The sequence below is a fragment of the Georgenia sp. EYE_87 genome, assembly GCF_023148685.1.
Taxonomy (GTDB): domain Bacteria; phylum Actinomycetota; class Actinomycetes; order Actinomycetales; family Actinomycetaceae; genus Georgenia.
Genome location: NZ_JAHXNL010000021.1, coordinates 17,074 through 41,426 on the forward strand (window position 1 = coordinate 17,074; position 24,353 = coordinate 41,426).

At 73.7% G+C, this 24,353-nt stretch carries 23 protein-coding genes; 5 read left to right on the forward strand and 18 right to left on the reverse strand.

Annotated features, from left to right (window positions below; translation table 11 throughout):
- Positions 1 to 77: 77 nt before the first annotated feature.
- The 3 genes from treS to glgB all read left to right on the forward strand — a co-directional run bounded on the left by treS (position 78) and on the right by glgB (position 5,788).
- Entirely contained in the window at positions 78 to 2,087 is a 2,010-nt protein-coding gene (gene treS, locus KZX45_RS19015) for a maltose alpha-D-glucosyltransferase (RefSeq protein WP_282453930.1), read from the forward strand.
- Positions 2,087 to 3,469 carry an aminoglycoside phosphotransferase gene (locus KZX45_RS19020; protein WP_248259329.1) on the forward strand — a complete coding sequence of 461 codons (1,383 nt, stop codon included), beginning with the start codon at positions 2,087 to 2,089 and terminating at the stop codon, positions 3,467 to 3,469. The genes treS and KZX45_RS19020 overlap by 1 nt, the downstream gene beginning before the upstream one ends.
- Before the next feature lie 63 nt (positions 3,470 to 3,532).
- A complete protein-coding gene (gene glgB / locus KZX45_RS19025; protein WP_248259330.1) occupies positions 3,533 to 5,788 on the forward strand; it encodes a 1,4-alpha-glucan branching protein GlgB in 2,256 nt (751 codons plus the stop codon).
- Between the two features lie 232 nt (positions 5,789 to 6,020).
- Here the strand turns inward: glgB and KZX45_RS19030 are convergent, their stop codons facing one another.
- From KZX45_RS19030 to KZX45_RS19040, 3 genes are all read right to left on the reverse strand, one after another.
- Entirely contained in the window at positions 6,021 to 6,974 is a 954-nt protein-coding gene (locus KZX45_RS19030; RefSeq protein ID WP_248259331.1) for a tetratricopeptide repeat protein, read from the reverse strand.
- 61 nt (positions 6,975 to 7,035) lie between these two features.
- On the reverse strand, positions 7,036 to 8,067 hold the full coding sequence (locus KZX45_RS19035; protein ID WP_248259332.1) for a hypothetical protein: 1,032 nt from the start codon (positions 8,065 to 8,067) through the stop codon (positions 7,036 to 7,038).
- A complete protein-coding gene (locus KZX45_RS19040) occupies positions 8,064 to 9,662 on the reverse strand; it encodes a hypothetical protein (RefSeq protein WP_248259333.1) in 1,599 nt (532 codons plus the stop codon). The genes KZX45_RS19035 and KZX45_RS19040 overlap by 4 nt, the downstream gene beginning before the upstream one ends.
- 266 nt (positions 9,663 to 9,928) lie before the next feature.
- Here KZX45_RS19040 and KZX45_RS19045 point away from each other — a divergent pair, with 266 nt between their 5' ends.
- Complete coding sequence (locus tag KZX45_RS19045) at positions 9,929 to 11,161, forward strand: hypothetical protein (RefSeq protein ID WP_248259334.1); 1,233 nt, start codon at positions 9,929 to 9,931, stop codon at positions 11,159 to 11,161.
- Between the two features lie 152 nt (positions 11,162 to 11,313).
- Here the strand turns inward: KZX45_RS19045 and KZX45_RS19050 are convergent, their stop codons facing one another.
- Positions 11,314 to 11,805: a GNAT family N-acetyltransferase gene (locus KZX45_RS19050; RefSeq protein WP_248259335.1), complete on the reverse strand. Its 492-nt coding sequence runs from the start codon at positions 11,803 to 11,805 to the stop codon at positions 11,314 to 11,316.
- Between the two features lie 63 nt (positions 11,806 to 11,868).
- On the opposite strand from KZX45_RS19050, the gene KZX45_RS19055 reads away from it, so the two are divergent.
- Positions 11,869 to 12,282: a hypothetical protein gene (locus KZX45_RS19055; protein ID WP_248259336.1), complete on the forward strand. Its 414-nt coding sequence runs from the start codon at positions 11,869 to 11,871 to the stop codon at positions 12,280 to 12,282.
- A 3-nt stretch (positions 12,283 to 12,285) separates the two neighbouring features.
- On the opposite strand, the gene KZX45_RS19060 is transcribed toward KZX45_RS19055, so the two are convergent.
- The 14 genes from KZX45_RS19060 to atpB all read right to left on the reverse strand — a co-directional run bounded on the left by KZX45_RS19060 (position 12,286) and on the right by atpB (position 24,338).
- Positions 12,286 to 13,098, reverse strand: coding sequence for an alpha/beta fold hydrolase (locus KZX45_RS19060; RefSeq protein WP_248259337.1), 813 nt, complete (start codon positions 13,096 to 13,098; stop codon positions 12,286 to 12,288).
- 66 nt (positions 13,099 to 13,164) lie between these two features.
- Positions 13,165 to 13,476 carry a hypothetical protein gene (locus tag KZX45_RS19065; RefSeq protein ID WP_248259338.1) on the reverse strand — a complete coding sequence of 104 codons (312 nt, stop codon included), beginning with the start codon at positions 13,474 to 13,476 and terminating at the stop codon, positions 13,165 to 13,167.
- A gap of 60 nt (positions 13,477 to 13,536) precedes the next feature.
- Positions 13,537 to 14,997: a GH1 family beta-glucosidase gene (locus tag KZX45_RS19070; protein WP_248259339.1), complete on the reverse strand. Its 1,461-nt coding sequence runs from the start codon at positions 14,995 to 14,997 to the stop codon at positions 13,537 to 13,539.
- Positions 14,994 to 16,193, reverse strand: a complete 1,200-nt coding sequence (nagA, locus tag KZX45_RS19075) for an N-acetylglucosamine-6-phosphate deacetylase (RefSeq protein WP_248259340.1) — start codon at positions 16,191 to 16,193, stop codon at positions 14,994 to 14,996. Before nagA ends, KZX45_RS19070 begins: the two co-directional genes overlap by 4 nt.
- A 52-nt stretch (positions 16,194 to 16,245) precedes the next feature.
- On the reverse strand, positions 16,246 to 16,941 hold the full coding sequence (gene nucS, locus KZX45_RS19080; protein WP_248259341.1) for an endonuclease NucS: 696 nt from the start codon (positions 16,939 to 16,941) through the stop codon (positions 16,246 to 16,248).
- Positions 16,942 to 17,007: 66 nt separating this feature from the next.
- Entirely contained in the window at positions 17,008 to 17,394 is a 387-nt protein-coding gene (locus KZX45_RS19085) for a DUF2550 family protein (protein WP_248259358.1), read from the reverse strand.
- Positions 17,395 to 17,433: 39 nt separating this feature from the next.
- Entirely contained in the window at positions 17,434 to 17,703 is a 270-nt protein-coding gene (locus KZX45_RS19090) for a F0F1 ATP synthase subunit epsilon (RefSeq protein ID WP_248259359.1), read from the reverse strand.
- A gap of 35 nt (positions 17,704 to 17,738) precedes the next feature.
- The gene (atpD, locus tag KZX45_RS19095; RefSeq protein ID WP_248259342.1) at positions 17,739 to 19,205 is read right to left on the reverse strand and encodes a F0F1 ATP synthase subunit beta; all 1,467 of its coding nucleotides are present in this window, start codon (positions 19,203 to 19,205) and stop codon (positions 17,739 to 17,741) included.
- A gap of 40 nt (positions 19,206 to 19,245) precedes the next feature.
- On the reverse strand, positions 19,246 to 20,142 hold the full coding sequence (locus tag KZX45_RS19100; protein WP_248259343.1) for a F0F1 ATP synthase subunit gamma: 897 nt from the start codon (positions 20,140 to 20,142) through the stop codon (positions 19,246 to 19,248).
- A gap of 1 nt (position 20,143) precedes the next feature.
- On the reverse strand, positions 20,144 to 21,784 hold the full coding sequence (atpA, locus tag KZX45_RS19105; protein WP_248259344.1) for a F0F1 ATP synthase subunit alpha: 1,641 nt from the start codon (positions 21,782 to 21,784) through the stop codon (positions 20,144 to 20,146).
- A 72-nt stretch (positions 21,785 to 21,856) separates the two neighbouring features.
- Positions 21,857 to 22,672, reverse strand: coding sequence for a F0F1 ATP synthase subunit delta (locus KZX45_RS19110; RefSeq protein ID WP_248259345.1), 816 nt, complete (start codon positions 22,670 to 22,672; stop codon positions 21,857 to 21,859).
- A complete protein-coding gene (locus KZX45_RS19115; RefSeq protein ID WP_248259346.1) occupies positions 22,672 to 23,238 on the reverse strand; it encodes a F0F1 ATP synthase subunit B in 567 nt (188 codons plus the stop codon). The genes KZX45_RS19110 and KZX45_RS19115 overlap by 1 nt, the downstream gene beginning before the upstream one ends.
- Entirely contained in the window at positions 23,238 to 23,447 is a 210-nt protein-coding gene (atpE, locus tag KZX45_RS19120) for an ATP synthase F0 subunit C (protein ID WP_211338682.1), read from the reverse strand. The genes KZX45_RS19115 and atpE overlap by 1 nt, the downstream gene beginning before the upstream one ends.
- A 102-nt stretch (positions 23,448 to 23,549) precedes the next feature.
- On the reverse strand, positions 23,550 to 24,338 hold the full coding sequence (atpB, locus tag KZX45_RS19125) for a F0F1 ATP synthase subunit A (RefSeq protein ID WP_248259347.1): 789 nt from the start codon (positions 24,336 to 24,338) through the stop codon (positions 23,550 to 23,552).
- Positions 24,339 to 24,353: the final 15 nt, after the last annotated feature.

Genomic DNA, 24,353 nt, shown 5'->3' on the forward strand with positions numbered 1-24,353 from the left:
GGTGGGGCCCGCACGGGGCCGATCGCGCGCACTCCGCGCCCACCGGCACCCGGGTCACCGCTCCCCCGGCCGGCGCGCTGCCCCCGCCCGTCCAGCCCGTGCGCCACCTGGCCGCGGACCGCCCCGGGCTCACGCCGGACCCGGACTGGTACCGCAAGGCCGTCTTCTACGAGGTGCTCCTCCGGGCGTTCCACGACTCCGAGGGGTCCGGGTCCGGGGACCTGCGCGGCCTCATCGACCGCCTGGACTACCTCCAGTGGCTCGGCGTGGACTGCCTGTGGCTGCCGCCCTTCTACCCCTCGCCCCTGCGCGACGGCGGCTACGACGTCTCCGACTACACCGCGGTGGACGGCCAGTACGGCACCATCGAGGACTTCACCGAGCTGATGAACGAGGCCCACGCCCGCGGCATGCGGATCATCGTCGACCTCGTGATGAACCACACGAGCGACCAGCACCCGTGGTTCCAGTCCTCCCGGTCCAACCCCGACGGGCCGTACGGCGACTTCTACGTCTGGTCCGACACCACGGAGCGCTACCAGGACGCCCGCATCATCTTCGTCGACACCGAGACGTCCAACTGGACGTTCGACCCCGTGCGCCGCCAGTACTTCTGGCACCGGTTCTTCTCCCACCAGCCGGACCTGAACTTCGAGAACCCGGCCGTGCGGGACGCGATGTACGACGTCGTGCGGTTCTGGTGCAACCTCGGGGTGGACGGCTTCCGGCTCGACGCGGTGCCCTACCTCTTCGAGGAGGAGGGCACCAACTGCGAGAACCTCCCCCGCACCCACGAGTTCCTCGCCGACCTGCGGGCGATGGTCGACCGGGAGTTCCCGGGCACGATCATGCTGGCCGAGGCGAACCAGTGGCCCGAGGACGTCGTGCAGTACTACGGCACCGACGAGCGGCCCGAGTGCCACATGTGCTTCCACTTCCCGGTGATGCCACGGCTTTACTACGCGCTGCGCGAGCAGCGCGCGGGAGCCATCCGGGACATCTTGGCCGACACCCCGCCGATCCCGGCCGGCGCGCAGTGGGGCACCTTCCTGCGCAACCACGACGAGCTGACCCTCGAGATGGTCTCCACCGAGGAACGTGCCGCCATGTACGGCTGGTACGCGGAGGACCCGCGCATGCGCGCCAACGTGGGTATCCGCCGCCGGCTCGCGCCGCTGCTGGGCAACTCCCGCGCCGAGATCGAGCTCGCCCACGCGCTGCTGCTCTCCCTGCCCGGCTCGCCGACGCTGTACTACGGCGACGAGATCGGGATGGGCGACAACATCTGGCTGCCGGACCGCGACGCGGTGCGCACGCCGATGCAGTGGACCCCCGACCGCAACGCCGGGTTCTCCACGGCCGACCCCGGCAAGCTCTACCTGCCCGTGGTCCAGTCCCTGGTCAACCACTACGCCGCGGTCAACGTCGAGGCCCAGCTCGCCCAGCCCACCTCGCTGCTGCACTGGGTCCGCGGCATCCTCGAGGTGCGCCGTCAGCACCCCGTCTTCGGCGGCGGCGACTTCGTGCCGCTCCACGTGGACAACGACGCCGTGCTCGCGTTCACCCGCAGCGACGAGCGGGAGACGATGCTCTGCGTGATGAACCTGGCCAACACGCCGCGCGCGGCGACGGTACGGCTCCCCGGCCACGCCGGCGCGACCCTGACCGACGTCTTCGGCGGGGGCTCGTTCCCGGCGGTCGGCCACGACGGCACCGTGTCGGTCACCCTGGGCTCCCGGGACTTCTTCTGGCTGCAGGTCTCGCGGTCGGAGGACGCCGGCGAGGCCACGCGCGCCGGCGTGCCCTCCCAGGTGCGTCCGTCGACCGCGCCGACACCCCAGGAGCCGCCCACGGAGCCACGGACGTCGCAGACCGGGGAGACGGGGGGCCCCGCGCACCCGGAGGGCACCGCGTCCGCGCGGCCGGACACCTACGTGGTGCCGACCTCCACCTCCGCGCCCCGCGCCCCGACGCTGCCCCCGCACCAGCCGACGGCGGCCCCCTTCGCGGGCCCGTCGCCGGAGGTGCCCGCCGCGCCGTGGACCGGGCTGGAGTCCGATCCCGTCGCCGTCACCCCGGAGGAATGATGGCCACCGTCGACCCGCCGTTCTCCGAGCTCCTGGCCGCCTGGGTCGCCCGGCAGCGCTGGTACACCGGCAAGGGCACCGAGCCGCGGCTCGAGCGCACCGGCGGCCTGCGCCTCCAGGCCCCCGCGGGGGAGGTCGGGATCGAGACCCACCTCGTGCTCGACCGGGGCGGGCGGTCCCCCGTCCTCTACCAGGTGCCACTGACCTACCGCCGCGCCCCGCTCGAGGGGCACGAGGAGGCGCTCGTCGCCGTCACGGACCACTCCGACCTCGGGCGGCGCTGGGTCTACGACGCCTGCCACGACCCGGTCGGTGCCGCGGCGCTCCTGCGGGCGGTCACCGACGAGCTCGAGCTGGCCGCCGACGGGCCGCCCGGGAACGGCCGCGCGCGCGGGCACCGCACCGGCCTGCTCCCGGCCCTGGCCGTGCGCGGGTCGAGGGTGCTGCGCGGCGAGCAGTCCAACACCTCGGTCATCTTCGACACCGTGGACCCGGACGACGGCGAGGAACGCCCCGTCATCCTCAAGGTCTTCCGCGTGCTGCACCCGGGGCGCAACCCCGACGTCGAGGTCCAGCAGGCCCTCGCCCTCGCCGGCTCCACGCGCGTGCCGCGGCCGGTGGGCGACCTGCTCGGGCAGTGGCCCGCCCCCGACGGCGGGACCCAGCTGACCGGGCACCTCGCCCTGGCTCAGGAGTTCCTGCCCGGCGCGCCGGACGCCTGGCGCGTCACCCTCGGCGCGCTGGAGCGGGGCGAGGACCTCGCGCCGCGCGCGCGTGCCCTGGGCGAGGCGACGGCAGAGGTGCACGCCACGCTCGCCGCCGTGCTGCCCACCGCGGAGCCGGACGACGCCGCCCGCGCCGCCGCCCTGGCCGGCTGGCGCGCGCGCTACGAGACCGCCTGCGAGCACGTCCCGGACCTCGCACGACGGGCCGACCGGGTGGGCGAGGTCCTCGAGGCCGGCGCCGCCGCCTGGTGGCCGCCCCTGCAGCGCATCCACGGCGACTACCACCTCGGTCAGGTCCTCGACGTCCCGGGCCGCGGCTGGGTGCTCCTCGACTTCGAGGGCGAGCCGCTGCGCCCGCTCGCCGAGCGCACGCTCCCGGATCTGCCGCAGCGGGACGTGGCGGGCATGCTGCGCTCCTTCGACTACGCGGCGGCGTCGGTGCCCGCGGCGGGCGGCGAGGTCGCCGCCGGGCGGGCGCGGGAGGCGTTCCTCGACGGCTACGCTCACATCTCCCGCAACGACCCCCGCGACGAGCCCGCCCTGCTGCACGCCCTCGAGCTGGACAAGGCCCTCTACGAGGTCACGTACGAGGCCCGCAACCGCCCCGACTGGCTCCCCATCCCCCTGAGCGGCGTCGCGCGCATCCTGGGGGCCTGACCACCCTGGCCGGCTCCCCGCGACGGGGAGCGGTCTTCGACGGCTGATGGAAGAGTGTGGACCATGAATCGCGAACCCCTTGAGGCACCCGCCGGCGGCCAGCACGCAGACGCGCGGGCGGAAGGACCGGCCGCGCCGGAGAAGAGGAGCGGCCCGGTCCCGGTCGACGCGGGGCTGCTGCACGAGGTCGCCCTCGGCCGGTACCACGACCCCCACTCGGTGCTCGGCGCCCATCCCGGGCCCCACGGCGTCACCGTGCGCACGGTGCGGCACCTGGCCGACGCCGTCGCCGTCGTCACGGCGCACGAGACCTACGAGGCCGTGCACGAGCAGGACGGGGTGTGGGTGGCGCTGCTGCCGGGGGACCAGATCCCGGACTACCGCATCCGCGTGACCTACGGGCACGAGACCCACGTGGTCGACGACCCCTACCGCTTCCTGCCCACCGTCGGCGAGATGGACCGCTACCTCATCGGCGAGGGCCGGCACGAGGAGCTGTGGAACGCCCTGGGCGCGCACGTGCGCCACTTCCCCGGCGAGATCGGCGAGGTCCGCGGCGTCAGCTTCTCCGTGTGGGCCCCCAACGCCCGGGCGGTGCGGGTCGTCGGCGACTTCAACTCCTGGGACGGGCAGGGCACGTCGATGCGCTCCCTGGGCTCGTCGGGTGTCTGGGAGCTGTTCGTCCCCGGCATCGGCGCCGGTGAGCGCTACAAGTTCGAGATCGGGTACCACGACGGCTCCTGGCACCAGAAGGCCGACCCGATGGCCCGCCGCACGGAGGTGCCGCCGTCGACCGCGTCCGTGGTGGACGAGTCCACCTACGAGTGGGGCGACGAGGACTGGCTGGAGCGGCGCGCCGCCTCCGACCCGCACACCGGGCCGATGAGCGTCTACGAGGTCCACCTCGGGTCCTGGCGGCCCGGGCTCAGCTACCGCGAGCTCGCCGAGCAGCTGATCGGGCACGTGCGCTACCAGGGCTTCACGCACGTGGAGCTCATGCCGGTCGCCGAGCACCCGTTCGGGGGCTCCTGGGGCTACCAGGTGACCTCCTACTACGCCCCCAGCGCCCGGTTCGGCACCCCGGACGAGTTCCGGTACCTCGTCGACAGCCTCCACCAGGCCGGCATCGGCGTCCTGGTCGACTGGGTGCCCGCGCACTTCCCCAAGGACGCCTGGGCCCTCGCCCGGTTCGACGGCACCCCGCTCTACGAGGACCCCGACCCCATGCGCGGGGAGCACCAGGACTGGGGCACGTACGTGTTCAACTTCGGCCGGCGAGAGGTGCGCAACTTCCTCGTCGCCAACGCGCTGTACTGGCTGGAGGAGTTCCACATCGACGGTCTGCGCGTGGACGCCGTGGCGTCCATGCTCTACCTCGACTACTCCCGGCAGCCGGGCCAGTGGCGGCCCAACGCCCGCGGCGGGCGGGAGAACCTCGAGGCCATCAGCTTCCTGCAGGAGACCAACGCCACCGCGTACCGCAGGGTGCCCGGCATCGTCATGATCGCCGAGGAGTCCACCGCGTTCCCCGGGGTCACCGCGCCCACGTCGGCAGGCGGCCTGGGCTTCGGCCTGAAGTGGAACATGGGCTGGATGAACGACACCCTCCGCTACCTGGCGGAGGAGCCGATCAACCGCCGGTACCACCACGGCGAGCTGACCTTCTCGCTCATCTACGCCTTCTCGGAGCAGTTCGTCCTCCCGCTGAGCCACGACGAGGTCGTGCACGGCAAGGGCTCGATCCTGACGAAGATGCCCGGGGACCGCTGGCAGCAGCTCGCCGGGACGCGCGCCCTGTACGCCTACCAGTGGTCCCACCCGGGCAAGCAGCTGCTGTTCATGGGCCAGGAGTTCGCCCAGGAGGCCGAGTGGAGCGAGGGCCGGGGCCTGGACTGGTGGCACATGGACGACCCCGGCCACGCCGGCGTCGCCGCCCTGGTCGCACGGCTGAACGAGGTCTACCGCGCGCACCCGGCGCTGTGGTCCGACGACTTCTCCCACACCGGGTTCGAGTGGATCGAGGCCGGCGACGGCGACCACAACACCCTGAGCTACCTGCGCAAGAGCAAGGACGGCGAGGACGTGGTGGTCTGCGTGGTGAACTTCGCCGGCACGCCGCACGAGGGCTACCGCGTGGGCTTCCCGGCGGCCGGCGCGTGGACCGAGATCCTCAACACCGACGCCGCCGACTACGGCGGCTCCGGGGTGGGGAACCTCGGTCGCGTGGAGGCGACGGACAAGGGCTGGCACGGCCGGCCGGCGTCGGCGACGCTGCGGGTGCCCCCGCTGGGAGCCGTCTGGTTCGCCCGGGAGCGATGAACGAGGCCCAGGGCGTCTCGGCAAGCTCGAGCACCCGGTGGGACTGACGAGGTCGAGGTACTGGTTCGCACCGGAACCAGTACCTCGATCTCGCGTCTGAACCAGGTGCCCGCCCGGTCGCGCTCGGTACGTCGATCCGCGTGGTCGGGCTCAGTACGTCGACCGGCTCATGGCGCTCGGGGCGTCGGCCGAACGCCGTGTGGACTTCGGGCGTCGGCCGACCGCTGCGCGCTCAGTACAGGGCGCTGGCGAGGGCGCGGCGCGCCGGGGCGACGTCCGGGTGGGTCGGTCCGGCGATCTCGAACAGCTCGAGCAGCCGCAGCCGGGCCTGCTCCCGCTCGTCGCCCGCGGTGGCGCGCACCGCCGCGACCAGGCGCTCGAAGGCTGCCCCGAACCGGCCGGTGGCGGCCTCGACGTCGGCCGCGGCGAGCTGGGCCGCCACGTCGCCGGGGCCCGCGCTCTCCGCTGCGGTGAGCACCTCCTCCGGGTCGTCGCTGTCCACGCGGCGGATCAGCTGCACCTGCAGCAGCGCGGCGCGGGCCTCGGTGTCCCCGGGGTTCTCCTTCAGGGCCTGCGTGTAGGCACTCTCCGCGGCGTCGAGGTCGCCGCGCTCGATGGCCTCCAGGGCCTCGGCGTGCAGCGGCGGCAGCGGCGGTTCCGCCGGCTCCTCGTCCTGGGGCTCACCGGTCGGGGCCATCACGCCCGTCACGCCGTTCTGGGCGGCGATGCGCAGCACCTCGTCGAGCACCTGCCGGATCTGCTCCTCCGGGTAGGCCCCCTGGAACAGCGGGATCGGCTGCCCGCCGATGACGGCGACGACGCTCGGCACCGACTGCACCTGGAAGGCCGCGGCGATCTGCGGGTTCGCGTCGACGTCCACCTGGGCGAGCTGGAACCGGCCGCCGTACTCGCGCGCCAGCTTCTCGAGCACGGGGCTGAGCTGCCCCGAGGCGCCCGAGCGGGGCGAGAACAGGTCCACGAGCACCGGTACCTGGGTCGAGCGCTGCACGGTGTCCCCGAAGGTCGCCTCGGTGACCCGGACGACGATCTCCCCGGGGACGGCGGCACCCGGCTGACCGGTCGTCGCGCCGGTGGCGCCGGCACTCGGGGCGGGCGGTCGCGGCGACGCCAGCGCGGACAGGTCGACGGCGCCGTAGAGGTTCATTCCAGGCGTGGGCTGACTCATCACTTTCCTTCGTCCGGGGCGGATGCTGATGACCCTACGCCGCCGACGGGCCCGGGCGGGACTACTCCTCCGCGGGCGCCGCGGCGTCGTCGCGGGTGACCTCGGTGAGCACGGTGGTCGCCCCGAGCGGGCGGATCGTCTGGTCCTCCGCGTCGGCCGGGGGCACGTAGAACGCCATGAGCACGTCGGAGACGCCGGAGACCGTTCCCAGCACCTCGGTGTTGTCGCCCAGCAGCGCGCCGAGCGCCCCGCCGGCGCGCAGCTCGGAGCCGGGCACCGTCCTGCGCAGCGTGAGGGTGGACCGCAGCTCGCCCACGACGACGGCGCCGCCGTCCGCCGTCGCCAGGGCGATCGGTCCGTCGTCGCCGGCGGCCGCCGAGATGGTCGCCTCGCCGGCGGCCTCGATCGCCTCGTCGAGCTCGGTGGTGGTGCTGCGCGAGGACTCCTTGAACGGGTCCTCGGCGAACTGCTCGGCGTACTCGCTGTCGGACTTGTTCAGGGTGTCGACGTACCGGTCGACGACCTCCCCGGGGGGCACCACGAGCGTGTCGGCGTCGGCCGGGACGACGGCGGAGCCGGCGTCGGGATGGGACATCGCCGGAGTCTCGATGCCGGGGAACAGCGTGACCCAGCCCCACATCTTGTACGGGTCGCGCGCCGTCGCCTGCTCGAGCACGAGCAGCAGGGGGAGGTTGGCGCCCTCCGGGACCTGGGTGATCACCACGGCGGGGCGCGGGAAGTCCTCCGCGGCCGGCACCGCGGCCACCTGCGGCATCGTGGTGAGGGCGTCCGGGGCCGAGTCACCGTCGGTCGCCGCGGCCAGCTTGTACTCGGCTGCACGCAGGTCGAGCGCGGGCCCGCCCACGCGGGGCTCGAGCAGCTCAGGGTCGCGTGCCTCGTCGGCCTCGGCGACGGTGGCCTGCACCTCCTCGAGCACCCGGGCGAGGCGGTCCTCGTCGAGCGCGGCCGGCGGCGTCTCGGCGACCGCCTCCGGCTGGGGCTGGGGCACCTCGGTGCTGCAGCCCGCCAGGAGGGCGAGCGAGAGGCCGGTGCCGGCGAGGGTGGCGCGGAAGCGGCCGGTACGGATGCTCATCGCTGCTCCTTCCCCTCGTCGGTGCGGTCCCTGCCGCGGCCGAACCCCCACATCGAGCGCCAGCCCTGCCCGGACCGGTCCTCGTCGTGAAGCTCCCGCGCCGGCGGCTCGTCAGCGCCAGGTTCGGCCGCCGGCGCGTCGGCCGGGGCCTCACGGCCAGGCTCGGCCGCCGGCGCCTCGGGCGACACCTCACTCGCGCGCTCGGCAACGTGGTCGTCGGACCGCACGGTGGGCAGGACGGCCGTCGGGTCGTCGGCGGTCTCCCCCTCGGTCCAGCCGGCACCCTCGGGGACGTGCATCTCCCGGGCGGCCGCATTCTCGAACCCCTCGGCGGGCTCGCGCTCCGCCCGCAGGGTGGCGGCGTGCTCCGACGCCGGCACGACCGCAGCTCCGCGTGCGACGCCGGACGCCGCGACGGCGTTCTCGGGGCCGGGCGCCGCGGCCGTGGTCGGCTCCTCAGGGCCGAGTGCTGTCGCGTGGGCAGCCGTCGGCTCCTCGGGGCCGACAGCTGGCGCGTGGGCAGCCGTCGGCTCCTCGGGGCCGACAACTGGCGCGTGGGCCGCCGTCGGCTCCTCGCCCGCGGGCCCCGTGGGCCGCTCCTCGGTGGCCCTGCCGGCCCGCAGCTCGGCGGAACGGGTGGACGCCGGCACGATGCCCGCTCCGCGGGCGGTCCCTGCGTCGTCGAGGGCGCGCGCCGCGGCCGTCACGGGGATCTCGCCGGTGGTTGTCACCACGGGGATCTCACCGGTCCGGCCGCGTCCGCGGCGGGCCGCCGCACGCTCGCGCTCCCGCAGCTCCCGGCGGGTCAGCACGGCGGTGGCTCCCGTGGTCGCGGGCAGCACCGCGGTCTCCTCGGTGTCGCGCACACCGACGGGCGCCGGGGTCCCGCGACGACGGCGCTCCCTGCCGGCGAGGCTGTCGAGCACCAGGAGCGCGATGCCGGCGATCAGCAGCAGGCCGCCCAGAAGGAGCCCGGGCACGAGCCACGGGGTGTCGACCTCGACCAGCCACGTCAGCGTGACCTCCGGCGCGGGCGCGGTGCCGTCGGTCGCTGCCAGCAGGCTCCACCGGCCCTCGCGGTCCTCCCACTCGATCTGGGCGCTGCCGGTGCCCGTCTGCTCGACGACCCAGAGGTCGGAGCCGGCGGGGTCGGGCAGCGCGGCGGGCTCGGCCGGCGCCTCGGTCGCGCCCTCGGTCGCCTCAGTCGCTTCCTCCGTCGCCTCGGTCGCGCCCTCAGTCGCTTCCTCCGTCGCCCCGGCCGTGCCCTCTGCCGAGGTGACCTCCAGCTGCTCCCAGCTGGCGAGTCCCGTGATCCTGGTGTGCGCGGCGTCTCCGACCCACGCGTCGACGTCGGCCGTGCGGGCGACCGCGAGGACCACCGGCTCGTCGCCGCCCGCCGTGGCCTCGATCGTGACGTCCGGGGCGACAGCGTCGAGAACGCCGGCGTCCGACACCACGACGGGCGTGTCCGGGCGTGCCGGCAGGGAGAGCGTTGCGATGTCCGTCGGCCGCCACACCGTCGCGGAGGCGATCGCGGCCAGAACGGCGATCGCACCCAGGACGATGAGCGCGACGGAGATGGTCCGTCGAGTCACGAGGGTGGTCTTCCTCCCGTCAGGATGCCGGGGCGGCATCGTCAGCTGGCCAGAATACGGCGCACCCACCCCCGACGCCCACGCAGGTGCTGTGGGTCACAATGCCATCCCGCCGGGGGCCGTGCACCGGCTCGGGCTCCCGGGGCCGCGCGCCCCGCCCGCGGTCGACCGGTTTCACCCGGTTCACCCGGACCACGCCGAGCCTCCTCCCCCGGCCCCGGGCTACCGTGGACGGCGGCACCGGTGACGAGGGAGAGGGCGGCAGCATGCAGGAGGCCCGGACGAACGAGGACCGGCCGGCGTTCCCGGTCGTCATGCGCGGGTACGACCGCGCCCAGGTGGACCAGCGGCTGCACGTCCTGGAGTCGGCGCTCGCCGAGGCCCGCCGGGAGGTCGCCACGCTCGACTCCCGTCTGCTGAAGATCTCCGGCGAGCTCTCCGAGGCCCAGCAGCGGCTGAAGGAGACCGAACGCCCCACCTACGCCGGGCTGGGCTCACGGGTCGAGCAGCTGCTGCGGTCCGCGGAGGAGCAGGCGCTCGACGTGGTCACCCGGGCCAACACCGACGCCGAGCGCACCCTCACCCGGTCCGCCCAGGCGGCTCGCGCGCTCACCGAGCGCGCGGAGCAGGAGTCGGCCGCGATGCTCGCCGACGCGCGCCGCGAGGCGGACCAGCTCGCCGCCGGCTCGAGCGCGACGGCGCAGACCACGGTGGACAACGCCCGCCGCCGCGCCGAGGAGCTGGTGGGTGCCGCACAGCGGGAGGTGGCACGTCTCAAGGCTGCGGTCGACGCCGAGGTCGAGGAACGGCGCGCGGGGCTCGACCGCGAGCTGGGGCTGAAGCAGGCGCTCGCCGAGAAGGAGGTCGCCGAGCTGCGCGCCCGGGCTCAGACGGAGACCGCACAGCTGCGCGCGGCCACGGAGCAGGAGGCCACCGACGTGCACAACGCGGCCGTGGCTCGCGCGGCCGCGGTCGTCGGCGACGCCGAGGCGCGGGCCGCGGACGCGGAGCGGCGCCTCGCCGAGGCGCTCGACCGCACGGAGCGCGCGCTGACGGAGGCCGATGCCGCGGCCCGAACCCGGCTAACCGAGGCCGACGCCGAGGCGACCCGGACGCTGGCCGACGCCCGCGCGGAGGCACGCCGCCTCCGCGACGAGGCGGAGGAGGCGGCCGAGGCGGCCCGGACCACGGCCCAGAGGCAGGTGGAGGAGCTCACCCGGCAGCGCGAGTCGATCGCGGTCTACATCGAGGAGATGAGGGGCCTGCTCGCGGTGCGCGAGCCGGAGGCCGCCCCACCGCCGCCCGGACGGGCGCCGGCCTCCCAGGCGCCCGCGGGATCGCCGACGCCCGCGCCACCGGCGGGGACCCCCGCCCCGCAGACGACGTCCGCGGAGCCGCCGCGGGGGACGCCGCCCGCGCCGGCGCCCCCCGCACAGGCACCGCGCACCAAGACGCCGCCGCCGTCACCCCGCGCGAAGAGGCCTCCCGCGCGGGGCTAGACCCCCTGCGGCGGTGGCTCGACGCCCGCGGCGGAGGTCGGGGAGTGCACGGAGGTCACGGATGCTCCAGGGTCGGGGAGTGCGCGGAGGTCACGGATGCTGCGGGGTCGGGGAGTGCGCGGAGGTCACGGATGCTCCGGAGGGTCGTGGAGTCAGCGGAGCATCCGTACCTCGGTGAGCGCGCCGCCCGCCGCCACGGCCCGCCGCTCGCCGTCGAGCTCGAAGCCGTGGTGGCGGTAGAACCCCTGGGCACGCGTGTTCCCCTCCTCCACCCACAGCTGGCACGGTGCGTCCCCGATCGCGAGCTGGAGCAGGTGGGTGCCGGTCCGGCGCCCCTGCTCCTCGGCCACGACGTAGAGCAGCCGAAGCTCGAGCGGACGGACGTGACCCGCACCGGGGGCGACCGCCTGCGCGAACCCGACCGCCTCGCCGTCGCGCTGCGCCAGCCAGGTCGTCGGCCCGTTCGGGTCCGAGAGCGCACGTTCCCACTCGCCCGGCCCCTCGGCCGCCCTCTCGGCGTACACGTCCTCGGGCACCTTGACGTCGTACGTCTCGTGCCAGCACCTCAGGTGCACGGCCGCGATCGCCGGCGCGTCGAGCACGTTGGCGGGACGGATACGGGCGGAGGGGAGCTTGCTCGGCATGGGGCCCAGGGTAGGCCGCCACGGGCGGGCGTCCCACCGCGGTGCCGGCCCTACGGTGGGGGGATGGACGAGTGGGGGCGACGGCGCCGCGAGGCCGCCGAGGATCGGGCCGAGATGCTGGAGCGGCGCCGACGCGCCGAAAACGCCCGGGCCGCCGGGATGCTCCGGGCGTTCGCGGCCGCGGCCGCCCGGGCCGGGCTGGCGCCCGAGCGGCTCCGGGTCCAGGGCTACGACGGCCGGGGCACCGCCCGTACCCCGCTCACCGGCTGGTACCTGCGCGGCGACCGCACCGTCGCCGTCGGGACGGACGGCCGGTTCTACGTGCTCACCGCACGCCTCACGGCGCTGGACCGCCTCCGGGGCACGACCGTGCCGCCGTCGGACCCGCCGCTCGTCATCGGGGCGGGCGGCAAGGACGGCGACTCGCTCGCCCTGCCGGCCGCGCTGACCCGCCTGCTGCCGGGCTGGGACGGCTGAACCTCAGGGACGCCGGCACCGCTCGTGCAGACGGCGAAGTGCGGCGGCGACCTCGTGCGGCTGCTCCACCGCGCTGAGGTGCCCTGCGCGCGGCACGACGACGAGCTCGACGTCCCGCAACGCCGCAGCCATGGCCTCGGCGTCCTCCTGCGTGCTCTGGGCGTCCTCGGCGCCGCGGAGCACAAGGGCCGGCACGTCGAGCCGTTCGAGGGCGGCCAGCCGGTCCGGGCGCGTCGCCATGGCCCGCTGGGCCCAGGCGATGCCCGACGGCGGGGCCCCCGCCAGCCAGCCGCGCACCTTCTCCACGACGTCGGGGCGCTCCGCGTGCGACGTGCCGCCAAGCACCTGGTCGATCATCGGCGCGACGGCACGGGCCCCCATGGAGCCTGCGGCCTGCTCGGCGACGTGGGTGCGATGGGCGCGCACCGTGTCGGTGTCCGCGGCCGCCCGGGTGTCCAGGAGCCCGATCCCGGCGAGCAGCTCGGGGTGCCGCTCGGCGAGCGCGAGGGCGGCATACCCGCCCATCGACAGCCCCGCGACCACCGCGCGGTCCACCCCGGCGTCCCGCAGCGTCAGCGCCACGGCGTCCGCGTACGAGGACAGGGACGGCTTCAGGGGCCGGTTCAGGGCCTCGGCGAGCTCACGCGGCGAGGGTGAGTCGCCGAAACCTGCGGCGTCCAGGGTGATGACGGGCAGGTCGCCGAGATCGGCGACCACGTCGTCCCACATGCGTCGGTCGAGGGGGAAGGCGTGCAGGAGGACGAGGGGCATCGGGTCGTCGGGGCCGTGTCGCGTCAGCGACAGCCGTGCGCTCATGCCTGGAGCATGTCATGCGGGCCGGACCTCCGCAGGCCGCATCGGTCCGAATGTGTCCCTGCGCCCTCAGCGCGCCGGCCGCCGCCGGTCCCGCGCCCGCCAGCAGGCCGTGTGCCAGTGCCGCCGGTCGTCCAGCGCGGCCTGGGCGCCGAGGAGATGCTCCGTGCGCCAGGCGACCACGTGCGGGGTGCCGGGCGGGATCAGCTGGTCGCACCCGGGGCAGCGGTACGCCTTGTCCGACCCGCGGACCGTGCGGACCGTGTAGTCCTCGCCGTCCGGCCCACGCTGCGTCTGCGGGACGCCGAGCAGCCTCTCCGGGTCGAGGGGCACGTGCCCCTCGCCGTACGGGCGGCGACGGGAGCGGCGGGAGGACGGCACCCCTGGATTGTCTCAGGCGTGCGGGGGCTCAGGCGTCGGGGCGCTCAGGCGTCGGGGCGCTCAGGCGTCGGACCGGCCGGCCGTGGGCGCCAGGCCGGCGGGCTCGCCGTCGGGCAGCTCGGGCAGCTCGCCGGTGGCCGCGACCCGGGCGTACCAGCGTGCCGAGTCCTTCGGCGTGCGCACCTGGGTGTCGTAGTCGACCCGGACGATCCCGAACCGCTTGGCGTACCCGAAGGCCCACTCGAAGTTGTCCAGCAGCGACCACACGAAGTAGCCCCGCACGTCGGCGCCGTCCTCGACGGCCCGGGCCACGGCGTCGAGGTGACGGTGCAGGTAGTCGGTCCGGGCGGCGTCGTGGACCTGCCCGTCGTCGGTGACCACGTCGGGGAACGCGGCGCCGTTCTCGGTGACCATCAGGGGCAGGCCCTCGTGGGCGTTGTCGAGCGCGGTGAGGAGCTCGTAGAGGCCGTCGGGCTCGATGTTCCACCCCATGTCGGTGAGCGGGCCGGCGGGGTCGAGGAACTCGACCCGGTCGAGCCCCACCCAGGGGCTCGCCGCCCCCGCACCGTGGCCGCCCGTGCCGCCCGCCGGCTCCCCGGCCTCGCGCCGGCGCACGTAGTTCGTCGAGTAGTAGTTGACCCCGAGCACGTCGAGGCGCTGACGGATCAGCGCCAGGTCCCCGGGCCGGACGAAGGACCAGTCGGTCACGTGCGCGGTCAGCTGCCGCAGCTCGACGGGATAGGTGCCCTCGAGCAGCGGGCCGAGGAAGATGTGGTTGCCGACGAGGTCCACCTCGTGCGCGGCCTCGAGGTCCGCCGGCCGCTCGGGGTCGGCGGGTCGGGTGACGTGGAGGTTCAGCGTGATCGACACGTTCGTCTCCTCGCCGAGCTCGTCGCGGATCGCCGTCGCGGCCAGCCCGTGCGCGAGGTTGAGGTGGTGCGCGGCGGCGAGCGCCGCGGCCGGCTCCGTGCGGCCGGGCGCGTGCACCCCGGAGGCGTACCCGAGGTAGGCCGAGCACCACGGCTCGTTGAGCGTGGTCCACACCTCGACCCGGTCCCCGAGCTCGCGGGCGACGGCGCGGGCGTAGTCCGCGAAGGCGTACGCGGTCTCACGGCTGGCCCAGCCGCCCGCGTCCTCGAGCTCCTGCGGCAGGTCCCAGTGGTAGAGCGTGACCACCGGGTTGATCCCGGCGTCGAGCAGCGCGTCGACGAGGTCGCGGTAGAACGCGACCCCCTCGGGGTTGAGGTCCCCGCGGCCGCCCGGCTGCACCCGGGGCCACGAGATCGAGAACCGGTAGGCGTCCAGCCCGAGCTCGGACATCAGCGCGACGTCCTCGCGCCAGCGGTGGTAGTGGTCCGCGGCGACGTCGCCGGTGTCGCCGCCGAGCGTCCGGCCCGGCGTGCGGGAGAACGTGTCCCAGATCGACGGCCCGCGGCCGCCCTCCGAGACCCCTCCCTCGATCTGGTACGCCGCGGTGGCGGCGCCCCACACGAAGGACTCGGGGAAGTGGCGGGCGCTCATGCGGTGACCTCCTGGCCGTGGCGGACGACGCGGACCGGACGCAGCTGGGCGTCCGTAACGACGAGGTCGGCGCGGCGGCCGGCCTCGAGGGCGCCAACGCCGTCGTCGCCGAGGACGCGGGCCGGGCCGGTGGACGCCATGTAGACGGCGTCGACGAGGGGGACGCCGCCGGCCACGGTGGTCCGGACGACGTCGAGCAGGTGGGCCGTGCCGCCGGCGATCGACCCGCCGCCGGACAGCCGGGCCACTCCCCCGGCGACCGTCACGTCCTGGGAGCCGAGCCGGTAGGCGCCGTCGGGCATGCCGGCGGCCGCCATGGCGTCGGTGACCAGCACCACGCTGTCCCGGCCGACGAGCTCGTAGACCTCGCGGACCAGCTCGGGGTGCAGGTGGGTACCGTCGGCGATCAGCTCGACGACGGCGTCGCCCCGGCGGGCGGCGGCCAGGAACTCCCCGATCGGGCCGGGGTCGCGGTGGTGCAGCGGGTGCATGCCGTTGAACAGGTGCGTGACGGTGGCCCGTGCGGAGCGTGCGCCGTCGGCCGCGGCGAGCAGCGTCGCTCCTGCCTCCAGGGCCGCGCGGGTGTCCCCGGGGCCGGCGTCGGTGTGTCCCCAGGACGGCAGGGCGCCGCCGGCGACGAGGGCAGCGGCGACGCCGTCCCGGTTCCCGGCGTGCTCCGGCGCGACGGTCATGGTGACCACGTGCCCGCCACCCAGCTCGAGCAGGTCGGTCGTGAGCGCCGGGTCGGGCTCGATGATGAGCGCCGGGTCCTGCGCGCCGCAGCGCACGACGGAGAGGAAGGGGCCCTCGAGGTGCACGCCCGCGATCTCCCCCGCGTCGGCGAGGCCGGCGAGGAGGGCCACCCGGCTCCGCAGCGTGCCGGGCGCGGCCGTCACGAGGGAGGCGACGAGGGAGGTCGTGCCGTGCCGCCGGTGCTCGTGGACGGCGCGCAGCACGTCCTCGGCGGTCTCGGCGTCCGGGAAGGAGGCGCCGCCGCCGCCGTGGCAGTGCAGGTCGACCAGGCCGGGCAGGACGAGGCGGCCGTCGTCGTCGGGAGGGCCGGACGGCGGTGCGCCGGGCGCCTCGACGGCGGGCCCGACCCAGCGGATCGAGGCCCCCTCGAGGACGACTGCGCCGTCGTCGATCACGCCCTGCGGCGTGACCACCCGGCCCCGCACCACCGACTCGCTCGTCATGCCCCCATCCAACACCTCGGGGGCCGTCGGCCCCGAATCGGGCCGGCGAGGCTCAGAAAAGGCGCGAGTCGACGTCGTCGAGCCCGCGCATCGCGTCGTAGTCGAGGACGACGCAGCGGATGTCGCGGTCCGTGGCCAGCACCCGTGCCTGCGGCTTGATCTCCTGCGCCGCGAACACGCCGCGCACGGGGGCGAGGAGCGGGTCCCGGTTGAGCAGCTCGAGGTAGCGGGTCAGCTGCTCCACGCCGTCGATGTCCCCGCGGCGCTTGATCTCCACCGCCACCGACACTCCGGAGGGGTCCTTCGCCATGATGTCCACCGGCCCGATCGCCGTCGGGAACTCGCGCCGCACGAGCTGGTGCCCGGGGCCGAGGAGGTCGATCTGCTCGGCGAGCAGCTTCTGCAGGTGCGCCTCCACGCCGTCCTTGACGAGCCCGGGGTCGACGCCGAGCTCGACGGAGTGGTCCGCGACGATCTCGAAGATGCGCACCACGAGGCGGTCGTCGCTCTTCGCGTTCTGGACCGTCCACACCTCCCGCACGCCCTGGTCCGCCTCCGGGTCCTCGGGCTCGGTGACGACGAGCTTGCACGGCGGGCTCATCCAGTTCAGCGGCTTGTAGGAGCCGCCGTCCGAGTGCACCAGGACCGACCCGTCGGCCTTGACCATGAGGAGGCGGGTGGCCAGGGGCAGGTGGGCGTCGAGGCGCCCGGAGTAGTCCACGGAGCAGCTGGCGATGACGACGCGCAAGGGCTCTGCCTTCCTGGTTCGGGATCGGTGTCGGTGACGGGGGGTTCCGCGGGCGACCCCGGGACCTCAGACGAGCGGCTCCCCGCGGGGCGGGGCCGACTCCAGCCAGCTCACCAGGCCGGCGAGGGACGAGCGGCGCATGGCGAGGTCGACCTCCTCGCCGTGGGCGCAGCACCGGACCTCGGTGACCTGGTCACGGCCGCCGGCGGCCCGGTGCGTGCGGGCGAGGACCTCGAGGTGCTCGCGCTCGAACGTGCGGCTGGGACGCAGGGACAGCGAGACGAGCCGGTACCAGTCCACCCGTCCCACGCCGAAGACGGCGATGCCGCTCGTCCAGTCGCGCCGCCCGACCGGCCGCAGCGCGCACTCGAACGACCCGATGCGGCGCCCCAGCCGGCGCACGCGCACCGCGAAGAGCACCAGCACCACGAGCGCGACGAGGGCGAGGACCACCAAGGCAGCCCCGGCCGTCCCCGCCCACGTCAATGCGGCCTACCGGTCGCTCTCGGTACCCGTGCGGGCCGGCTCGAGCACGACGGTCACGGCATCCTCGTCCACGGAGACGAACCCGCCCGAGTACACCTCGATCTCGACGACGGAGCCGCTCGTGGGCGTGATGCGCACCTTGCCGGGGCGCAGCACGGCGAGCACCGGCTGGCGACCCGGGAGGATCCCCAGGTCGCCGTTGGCGGCGGGGACGACCACGCTGGTCGACTCGCCGCTCCACAGCGCGGCGGTCGTCGAGACGACGTCCACATTCATCGCCACAGTGGCGACCTCCTCGTAGGTGGTGAGCGTCAGCGCAGCTCGGACTGGATCTTCGACCAGGCGCGCTCGAGGTCCTCGAGGCCGCCGATGTTGAAGAAGGCCTGCTCCGGGACGTGGTCGAACTCGCCGTCGGCGATCTTCTTGAACGCCTCGACGGTCTCGCTCACCGGCACGGTCGAGCCCGACACGCCGGTGAACTTCTCCGCCATGTAGGTGTTCTGCGAGAGGAACTGCTCGATGCGCCGTGCCCGCGCGACGGTGACCTTGTCCTCCTCCGACAGCTCGTCGACACCGAGGATGGCGATGATGTCCTGCAGCTCCTTGTTCTTCTGCAGGATCGACTTCACGCGGGTCGCCACGTCGTAGTGCTCCTGGCCCACGTACTGCGGGTCGAGGATGCGCGAGGTGGAGGCCAGCGGGTCCACCGCGGGGTAGAGACCGCGCGAGGCGATGTCACGCGAGAGCTCGGTCGTGGCGTCCAGGTGCGCGAACGTCGTGGCCGGCGCCGGGTCCGTGTAGTCGTCGGCGGGCACGTAGATCGCCTGGAGCGACGTGATGGAGTGGCCCCGCACGGAGGTGATGCGCTCCTGCAGCTGGCCCATCTCGTCGGCGAGGTTCGGCTGGTAGCCCACCGCGGAGGGCATGCGCCCCAGCAGCGTGGAGACCTCGGAACCGGCCTGGGTGAAGCGGAAGATGTTGTCGATGAACAGCAGCACGTCCTGCTTCTGCACGTCGCGGAAGTACTCCGCCATCGTCAGCGCGGACAGCGCCACGCGCAGACGCACGCCCGGCGGCTCGTCCATCTGGCCGAAGACCAGCGCGGTCTTGTCGAAGACGCCGGCCTCCTCCATCTCGACGATGAGGTCGTTGCCCTCACGGGTGCGCTCGCCGACGCCGGCGAACACGGACACACCGCCGTGGTCCTGCGCCACGCGCTGGATCATCTCCTGGATGAGGACCGTCTTGCCGACGCCCGCACCGCCGAAGAGGCCGATCTTCCCGCCCTGGACGTACGGGGTCAGAAGGTCGATGACCTTGATGCCGGTCTCGAACATCGTGGTCCGCGACTCGAGCTGGTCGAAGTTCGGCGGCTCGCGGTGGATGGGCCAGCGCTCGGTGATCTCGAGCTGCTCGCCCTCCTTGAGGTTGAGGACCTCGCCGGTCACGTTGAACACGTGCCCCTTGGTGACGTCACCGACCGGCACGGAGATCGGGGAGCCGGTGTCGACCACCTTCGCGCCGCGGACCAGGCCGTCGGTCGGCTTGAGCGCGATGGCGCGGACGAGGTTGTCCCCCAGGTGCTGCGCGACCTCGAGCGTCATGGTGGAGGAGCCGCCCGCCTCGTCGCCGAGGGAGACCTCGGTGGTGAGGGCGTTGTACATGTTCGGGATGGAGTCCGCCGGGAACTCGATGTCCACGACGGGGCCGGTCACGCGGGAGATCCGGCCGGTGCTGGACCCGCCGGTCCTCGCCGATTCGGTGGCAGTGGCAGTCATTTCTTCGTTCCTTCGCTTGTCCCCGGTCGGGTGGATGGGCTCACCGGCTCGACGCGAGCGCGTCGGCACCGGAGACGATCTCAGTGATCTCAGAGGTGATGTCGGCCTGGCGGGCCGTGTTCGCGAGCCGTGTGTAGTCGCGGATGAGGTCCTCGGCGTTGTCCGTGGCCGTGTGCATCGCCTGCTGACGCGCCGCGAGCTCCGAGGCGGCCGCCTGCAGCAGCTGGGCGTGGATGCGCCGGCGCACGTACATCGGCAGCAGCGCGTCGAGCACCTCGTCGGGGCTCGGCTCGAACTCGTACAGGGGCAGCGGCTGCTGCCCGGCGGGCGTGACGCCCTCGACGACCTCGAGCGGCAGCATCCGGCGCACCTCCGGCACCTGGGACACCATCGAGACGAACCGGGTGAACACCACGTGCACCTCGCTGACCCCGCCCTCCTCCGCGGGGGCGAGGAAGGCGCTCAGCAGCGAGTCCGCGATCTCGCCCGCCCGCTCCGCCGTCGGGGAGTCGGAGCCGCCGGTCCAGGACCGGACGACCTCGCGACCACGGAACCGGAAGTACCCCTCGCCGCGGCGACCGGTGACGTAGAGCACCGGCTCCTTGCCCTTCGCCTCGAGCTCCTCGAGGAGTCGCTCGGTGGCGCGCAGCACCGTGGCGGAGTACGCCCCGGCCATGCCGCGGTCGGACGTCACGACCAGCACCGCGACGCGCTTGGTGTCGGCGCGTCCGGAGATGAGCGGGTGGTCCAGGTTCGCGTGCGCCGAGACGGCGGAGACCGCCCGGATCAGCGCGCGCGTGTACGGGTCCGCGCCCTGGGCCGCCTTCCGGGCCCGGCTGATGCGGGAGGCCGCGATCAGCTCCATGGCCCGGAACATCTTCTTCAGGGTCTGGGTGGCCCTGATCTTCTGCTTGTAGACCCTCTGCTCGCCCGCCACGTCAGCCTCGCTTCGCGCTGACGATCTGCTCCTGCGAACGCTCCGCCTCGACCTCGTCCACGTCCAGCTCGGGCTCGGCGCCCAGCGGGTTGCCCTCGGCGTCGAGGAAGCCCTTGCGGAACTCCTCGATCCCGGAGCGCAGCGCGTCCTCGGTGTCGGACTCGAGCTTGCCGGACTCGGCGATGGTGGTCAGCACGGCGGTGTTGCGGCGCAAATGGTCGAGCAGCTCCGACTCGAACCGGGAGATGTCCTGGACGTCGACGTCGTCGAGGTAGCCGTTGGTGCCGGCCCAGATCGAGGCGACCTGGTCCTCCACGGGGTACGGGGTGTACTGGGGCTGCTTGAGCAGCTCCATGAGGCGCTCGCCGCGGGTGAGCTGCGCACGCGTCGTCGGGTCCAGGTCGGAGGCGAACATCGCGAACGCCGCCATGGACCGGTACTGGGCGAGGGTGATCTTCAGCGTGCCGGAGACCTTCTTCATCGCCTTGATCTGGGCGTCACCGCCGACGCGCGAGACGGAGATGCCGACGTCGACGGCGGGGCGCTGGTTGGCGTTGAACAGGTCCGACTGGAGGAAGATCTGGCCGTCGGTGATGGAGATGACGTTGGTCGGGATGTAGGCCGAGACGTCGTTCGCCTTGGTCTCGATCAGCGGCAGCCCGGTCATGGACCCGGCGCCCAGCTCGTCCGAGAGCTTCGCGCAGCGCTCGAGCAGGCGGGAGTGCAGGTAGAACACGTCACCCGGGTACGCCTCGCGGCCCGGCGGGCGGCGCAGCAGCAGGGAGACGGCGCGGTAGGCCTCGGCCTGCTTGGACAGGTCGTCGAAGACGATGAGGACGTGCTTGCCCTGGTACATCCAGTGCTGGCCGATGGCCGAGCCGGTGTACGGCGCGATGTACTTGAAGCCGGCCGGGTCGGAGGCGGGGGCGGCGACGATCGTCGTGTACTCCAGGGCGCCGGCACGCTCGAGGGTGCCGCGCACGGAGGCGATGGTCGAGCCCTTCTGGCCGACGGCGACGTAGATGCAGCGCACCTGCTTCGCCGGGTCGCCGGAGTCCCAGTTGGCCTTCTGGTTGAGGATCGCGTCGATGGCCAGGGCGGTCTTGCCGGTCTGGCGGTCACCGATGATCAGCTGACGCTGCCCGCGCCCGATCGGGATCATCGAGTCGATCGCCTTGAGGCCGGTCTGCAGCGGCTCGTGCACCGACTTGCGGGCCATGACGCCGGGCGCCTGGAGCTCGAGGGCGCGGCGGCCCTCGACGCCGCCGATCTCGCCCAGGCCGTCCAGCGGCTGGCCGAGGGGGTCGACCACGCGGCCGAGGTAGCCCTCGCCCACCGGCACGGAGAGCACCTCGCCCGTGCGGCGCACCTCCTGGCCCTCCTCGATGCCGGTGAAGTCACCGAGGATGACGACGCCGATCTCGCGGACGTCGAGGTTCATCGCCAGGCCGAGCGTGCCGTCCTGGAAGCGCAGCAGCTCGTTGGCCATCGCACCGGGCAGGCCCTCGACCTGCGCGATGCCGTCGGCCGTCAGCGTGACGTGGCCGACCTCTTCGCTCACCGCCTGGGTGGGTTCGTAGGAACTCACGAAGCTGTCCAGCGCAGCCCGGATCTCCTCGGGCCGGATCGTCAGCTCAGCCATCTGCTCTTCCTTCGTTCTGTGTGACCGCTGGGGCGCGGTCGGTGCTACATGTCAGTTCGTATCGGTGGGCGGTCAGCCCGCGAGCCGTCGCCGGGCGTCCGCCAGGCGCGAGGCCAGGGTGGCGTCGACGACCTCGTCGCCGACCTGGATGCGCAGGCCGCCGACCACGTCCGGGTCGAGCGCCACGTGCACCTGCACGGCCCGGCCGTGCTGCCTCTCCAGGATGCGCGTCAGCCGCTCGATCTGCGACCCCGTCAGGGGGACCGCGGAGGTGACCGAGGCGACCAGTCGCTCACGGCGCGCCGCCGCCTGGTCCGCCACCGCGCGCAGCAGCGCCGGCAGCGTGTGCCCGCGCGGGTGCGCGGCGGCCCGGACCGCCAGCGCGGCCGTCTCGGGCGCGACCTTGCCGGCCAGCACCCGCTCCATCAGCTCGCCGCGACGCTCCGGAGCGGTGTCGTGGTCCGTGAGCGCGAGCCGCAGCTCGCGCTGGTCCACGAGGATGCGCTCGAGGCGGTAGGTCTCCGCCTCGACCTGCTCGATGCGGCCCGCCTGCTCGGCCGCGGCCAGGATCGAGTCCGCAGCCAGGATCTCGACGGCGTCGGCGAGGTCGCGCGGCTCCGACCAGCGCTCGCGCACCAGCCCGGAGACGAGGTCCACGACCTCGGCGTCGACCTTGCCCGTCAGCACGTCCCGGGTGAGACCGGCGCGGTCCTCGCCGGCCCGGGACGGCTCGGTGAGGGCACGGCGCAGCGCCACGGAGCCGTCGAGCACGTCGACGACGCCGAAGAGCTGGTCACCGAGGGTGTGCGCACGCGCGCCGACCTGGCGCAGCACCGGCTCCCACCGCTCCCGCGCCTGCTCGAGCGCTGCCTGGCTGCTCGCCCGCATCACGCCTCCCGGTCGGCCGCGGCTGCCCGGTCGGCCGGCTGCGCCTCGAGCTCGTCGAGGAACCGGTCGATCACACGGGACTGCAGGGCGTGGTCGCTGACCGACTCACCGACGATGCGCGAGGCGAGCTCGGTGGCGAGCAGCCCCACGTCGGTGCGCAGCGAGATCTGGGCGGCCTGACGGTCGGCCTCGATCTGACGCGCGGCGTTCTCGGTGACACGGTCGGCCTCGACCTGAGCCTTGTTCCGGGCCTCGGCCACGATCGCCTTGCCCTCCTCCTGCGCCTTCTCCCGCACCTCGGCGGCGTCACGCCGCGCCTGGGCGAGCTCCGCGGCGATCCGCTCCTCGGCGTCCGCCGCGGCCTGCTGGGCGCGCTCGGCCTGCTGCAGACCGGTCTCGATCTTCTCCGCGCGCTCGTCGAGCATCGAGGTCAGACGCGGCACGGCGTACTTGACCAGGAAGAAGGCGATGATCGCGAGGCAGACCAGCGACCAGATGATGTCGTAGTCGGCGGGCAGGAGCGGGTTCTGCGTCACCTCCGCCCGCACGAGGGCCGTGGGCTGCATCAGAACACGAAGCCTGCGGCGAGGCCGATCAGACCGAGGGCCTCGACCAGGGCCATACCGATGAACATGTTGATGCGGAGCGGGCCGGCCAGCTCGGGCTGGCGCGCCACGGCCTCCTGCGTCTTGCCGACCAGGATGCCCATGCCGATACCGGGGCCGATGGTGGCGAGACCGTAGCCGATGGTCGCGATGTCTCCGGTGATCTCCATGCGGAGGTCTTCCTTCCTGTGTGGCGTGTCCGGGATGGTCCCGGCACGTCGTTGGTGTTGTCCGGCGGTGGGCGCTTGGGGCCCGGCCGCCGGCTTCGTGAACTAGTGGGACTCGACGGACAGCTGGATGTAGACCGCGGTGAGCACGGTGAAGACGTACGCCTGGAGGACCGCCACGAAGATCTCGAAGAGCGTGAACGCGAAGCCGGCGGCAAGGGTGCCCAGGCCGGCGATCGTCAGCCCGGCGCTGCTCGCCTCGAAGAAGAGGTAGTTCGTCGCCCCGAAGCAGAGCACGAGCAGCAGGTGCCCGGCGAGCATGTTGGCCAGGAGACGGACGGTGAGCGTGGCGGGCCGGATGATGAACGTCGAGAGGAACTCGATCGGCGTCAGGATGAGGTAGATCGGCCACGGCACGCCCGGCGGGAAGAGCTGGGACTTGAGGAAGTGTCCCCCGCCCTGGGCCCGGACACCGGCCACGATGAACGTGACGTAGGACAGCAGCGCGAACACCAGCGGCAGGCCCACGACGGACGAGCCGGCGATGTTCAGGAACGGGACGATGCCCGTGATGTTCATGAACAGCACGCCGAAGAAGATCACGACGAGCACCGGGGTGTACTTCCGCCCGATCTCACGTCCGAGCGACTCCTCGGCGATGCCCTTGCGCACGAAGTCGACAGCCATCTCGCCCATGGACTGCGCACGCCCGGGGACGAGCCGGACCTTGCGGGCGGCGAGCCAGAAGAACAGGACGAGCATCGCGGTGGCGATGAGCCGCACCAGCGTGATCCGGTTGAACTCGAAGATCGTCCCCTCGAAGAGGACGGCCGGCGGGAAGAAGTCCGCGAGCGTGGGGCCGTGGAACCCGCTGCCCTCCTCGGCGGCGAGCACGACGGCGGAGGTGCT

Excerpts from the sequence above, each read along its gene's own strand:
- KZX45_RS19020 (WP_248259329.1), top strand. The coding sequence starts at position 2,087 with ATGGCCACCGTCGACCCGCCGTTCTCCGAGCTCCTGGCCGCCTGGGTC.
- glgB (WP_248259330.1), top strand. The coding sequence starts at position 3,533 with ATGAATCGCGAACCCCTTGAGGCACCCGCCGGCGGCCAGCACGCAGAC.
- KZX45_RS19030 (WP_248259331.1), bottom strand. The coding sequence starts at position 6,974 with ATGAGTCAGCCCACGCCTGGAATGAACCTCTACGGCGCCGTCGACCTG.
- KZX45_RS19035 (WP_248259332.1), bottom strand. The coding sequence starts at position 8,067 with ATGAGCATCCGTACCGGCCGCTTCCGCGCCACCCTCGCCGGCACCGGC.
- KZX45_RS19045 (WP_248259334.1), top strand. The coding sequence starts at position 9,929 with ATGCAGGAGGCCCGGACGAACGAGGACCGGCCGGCGTTCCCGGTCGTC.
- KZX45_RS19050 (WP_248259335.1), bottom strand. The coding sequence starts at position 11,805 with ATGCCGAGCAAGCTCCCCTCCGCCCGTATCCGTCCCGCCAACGTGCTC.
- KZX45_RS19055 (WP_248259336.1), top strand. The coding sequence starts at position 11,869 with ATGGACGAGTGGGGGCGACGGCGCCGCGAGGCCGCCGAGGATCGGGCC.
- KZX45_RS19060 (WP_248259337.1), bottom strand. The coding sequence starts at position 13,098 with ATGAGCGCACGGCTGTCGCTGACGCGACACGGCCCCGACGACCCGATG.
- KZX45_RS19070 (WP_248259339.1), bottom strand. The coding sequence starts at position 14,997 with ATGAGCGCCCGCCACTTCCCCGAGTCCTTCGTGTGGGGCGCCGCCACC.
- nagA (WP_248259340.1), bottom strand. The coding sequence starts at position 16,193 with ATGACGAGCGAGTCGGTGGTGCGGGGCCGGGTGGTCACGCCGCAGGGC.
- KZX45_RS19090 (WP_248259359.1), bottom strand. The coding sequence starts at position 17,703 with ATGAATGTGGACGTCGTCTCGACGACCGCCGCGCTGTGGAGCGGCGAG.
- atpD (WP_248259342.1), bottom strand. The coding sequence starts at position 19,205 with ATGACTGCCACTGCCACCGAATCGGCGAGGACCGGCGGGTCCAGCACC.
- atpA (WP_248259344.1), bottom strand. The coding sequence starts at position 21,784 with ATGGCTGAGCTGACGATCCGGCCCGAGGAGATCCGGGCTGCGCTGGAC.
- KZX45_RS19110 (WP_248259345.1), bottom strand. The coding sequence starts at position 22,672 with ATGCGGGCGAGCAGCCAGGCAGCGCTCGAGCAGGCGCGGGAGCGGTGG.
- KZX45_RS19115 (WP_248259346.1), bottom strand. The coding sequence starts at position 23,238 with ATGCAGCCCACGGCCCTCGTGCGGGCGGAGGTGACGCAGAACCCGCTC.
- atpE (WP_211338682.1), bottom strand. The coding sequence starts at position 23,447 with ATGGAGATCACCGGAGACATCGCGACCATCGGCTACGGTCTCGCCACC.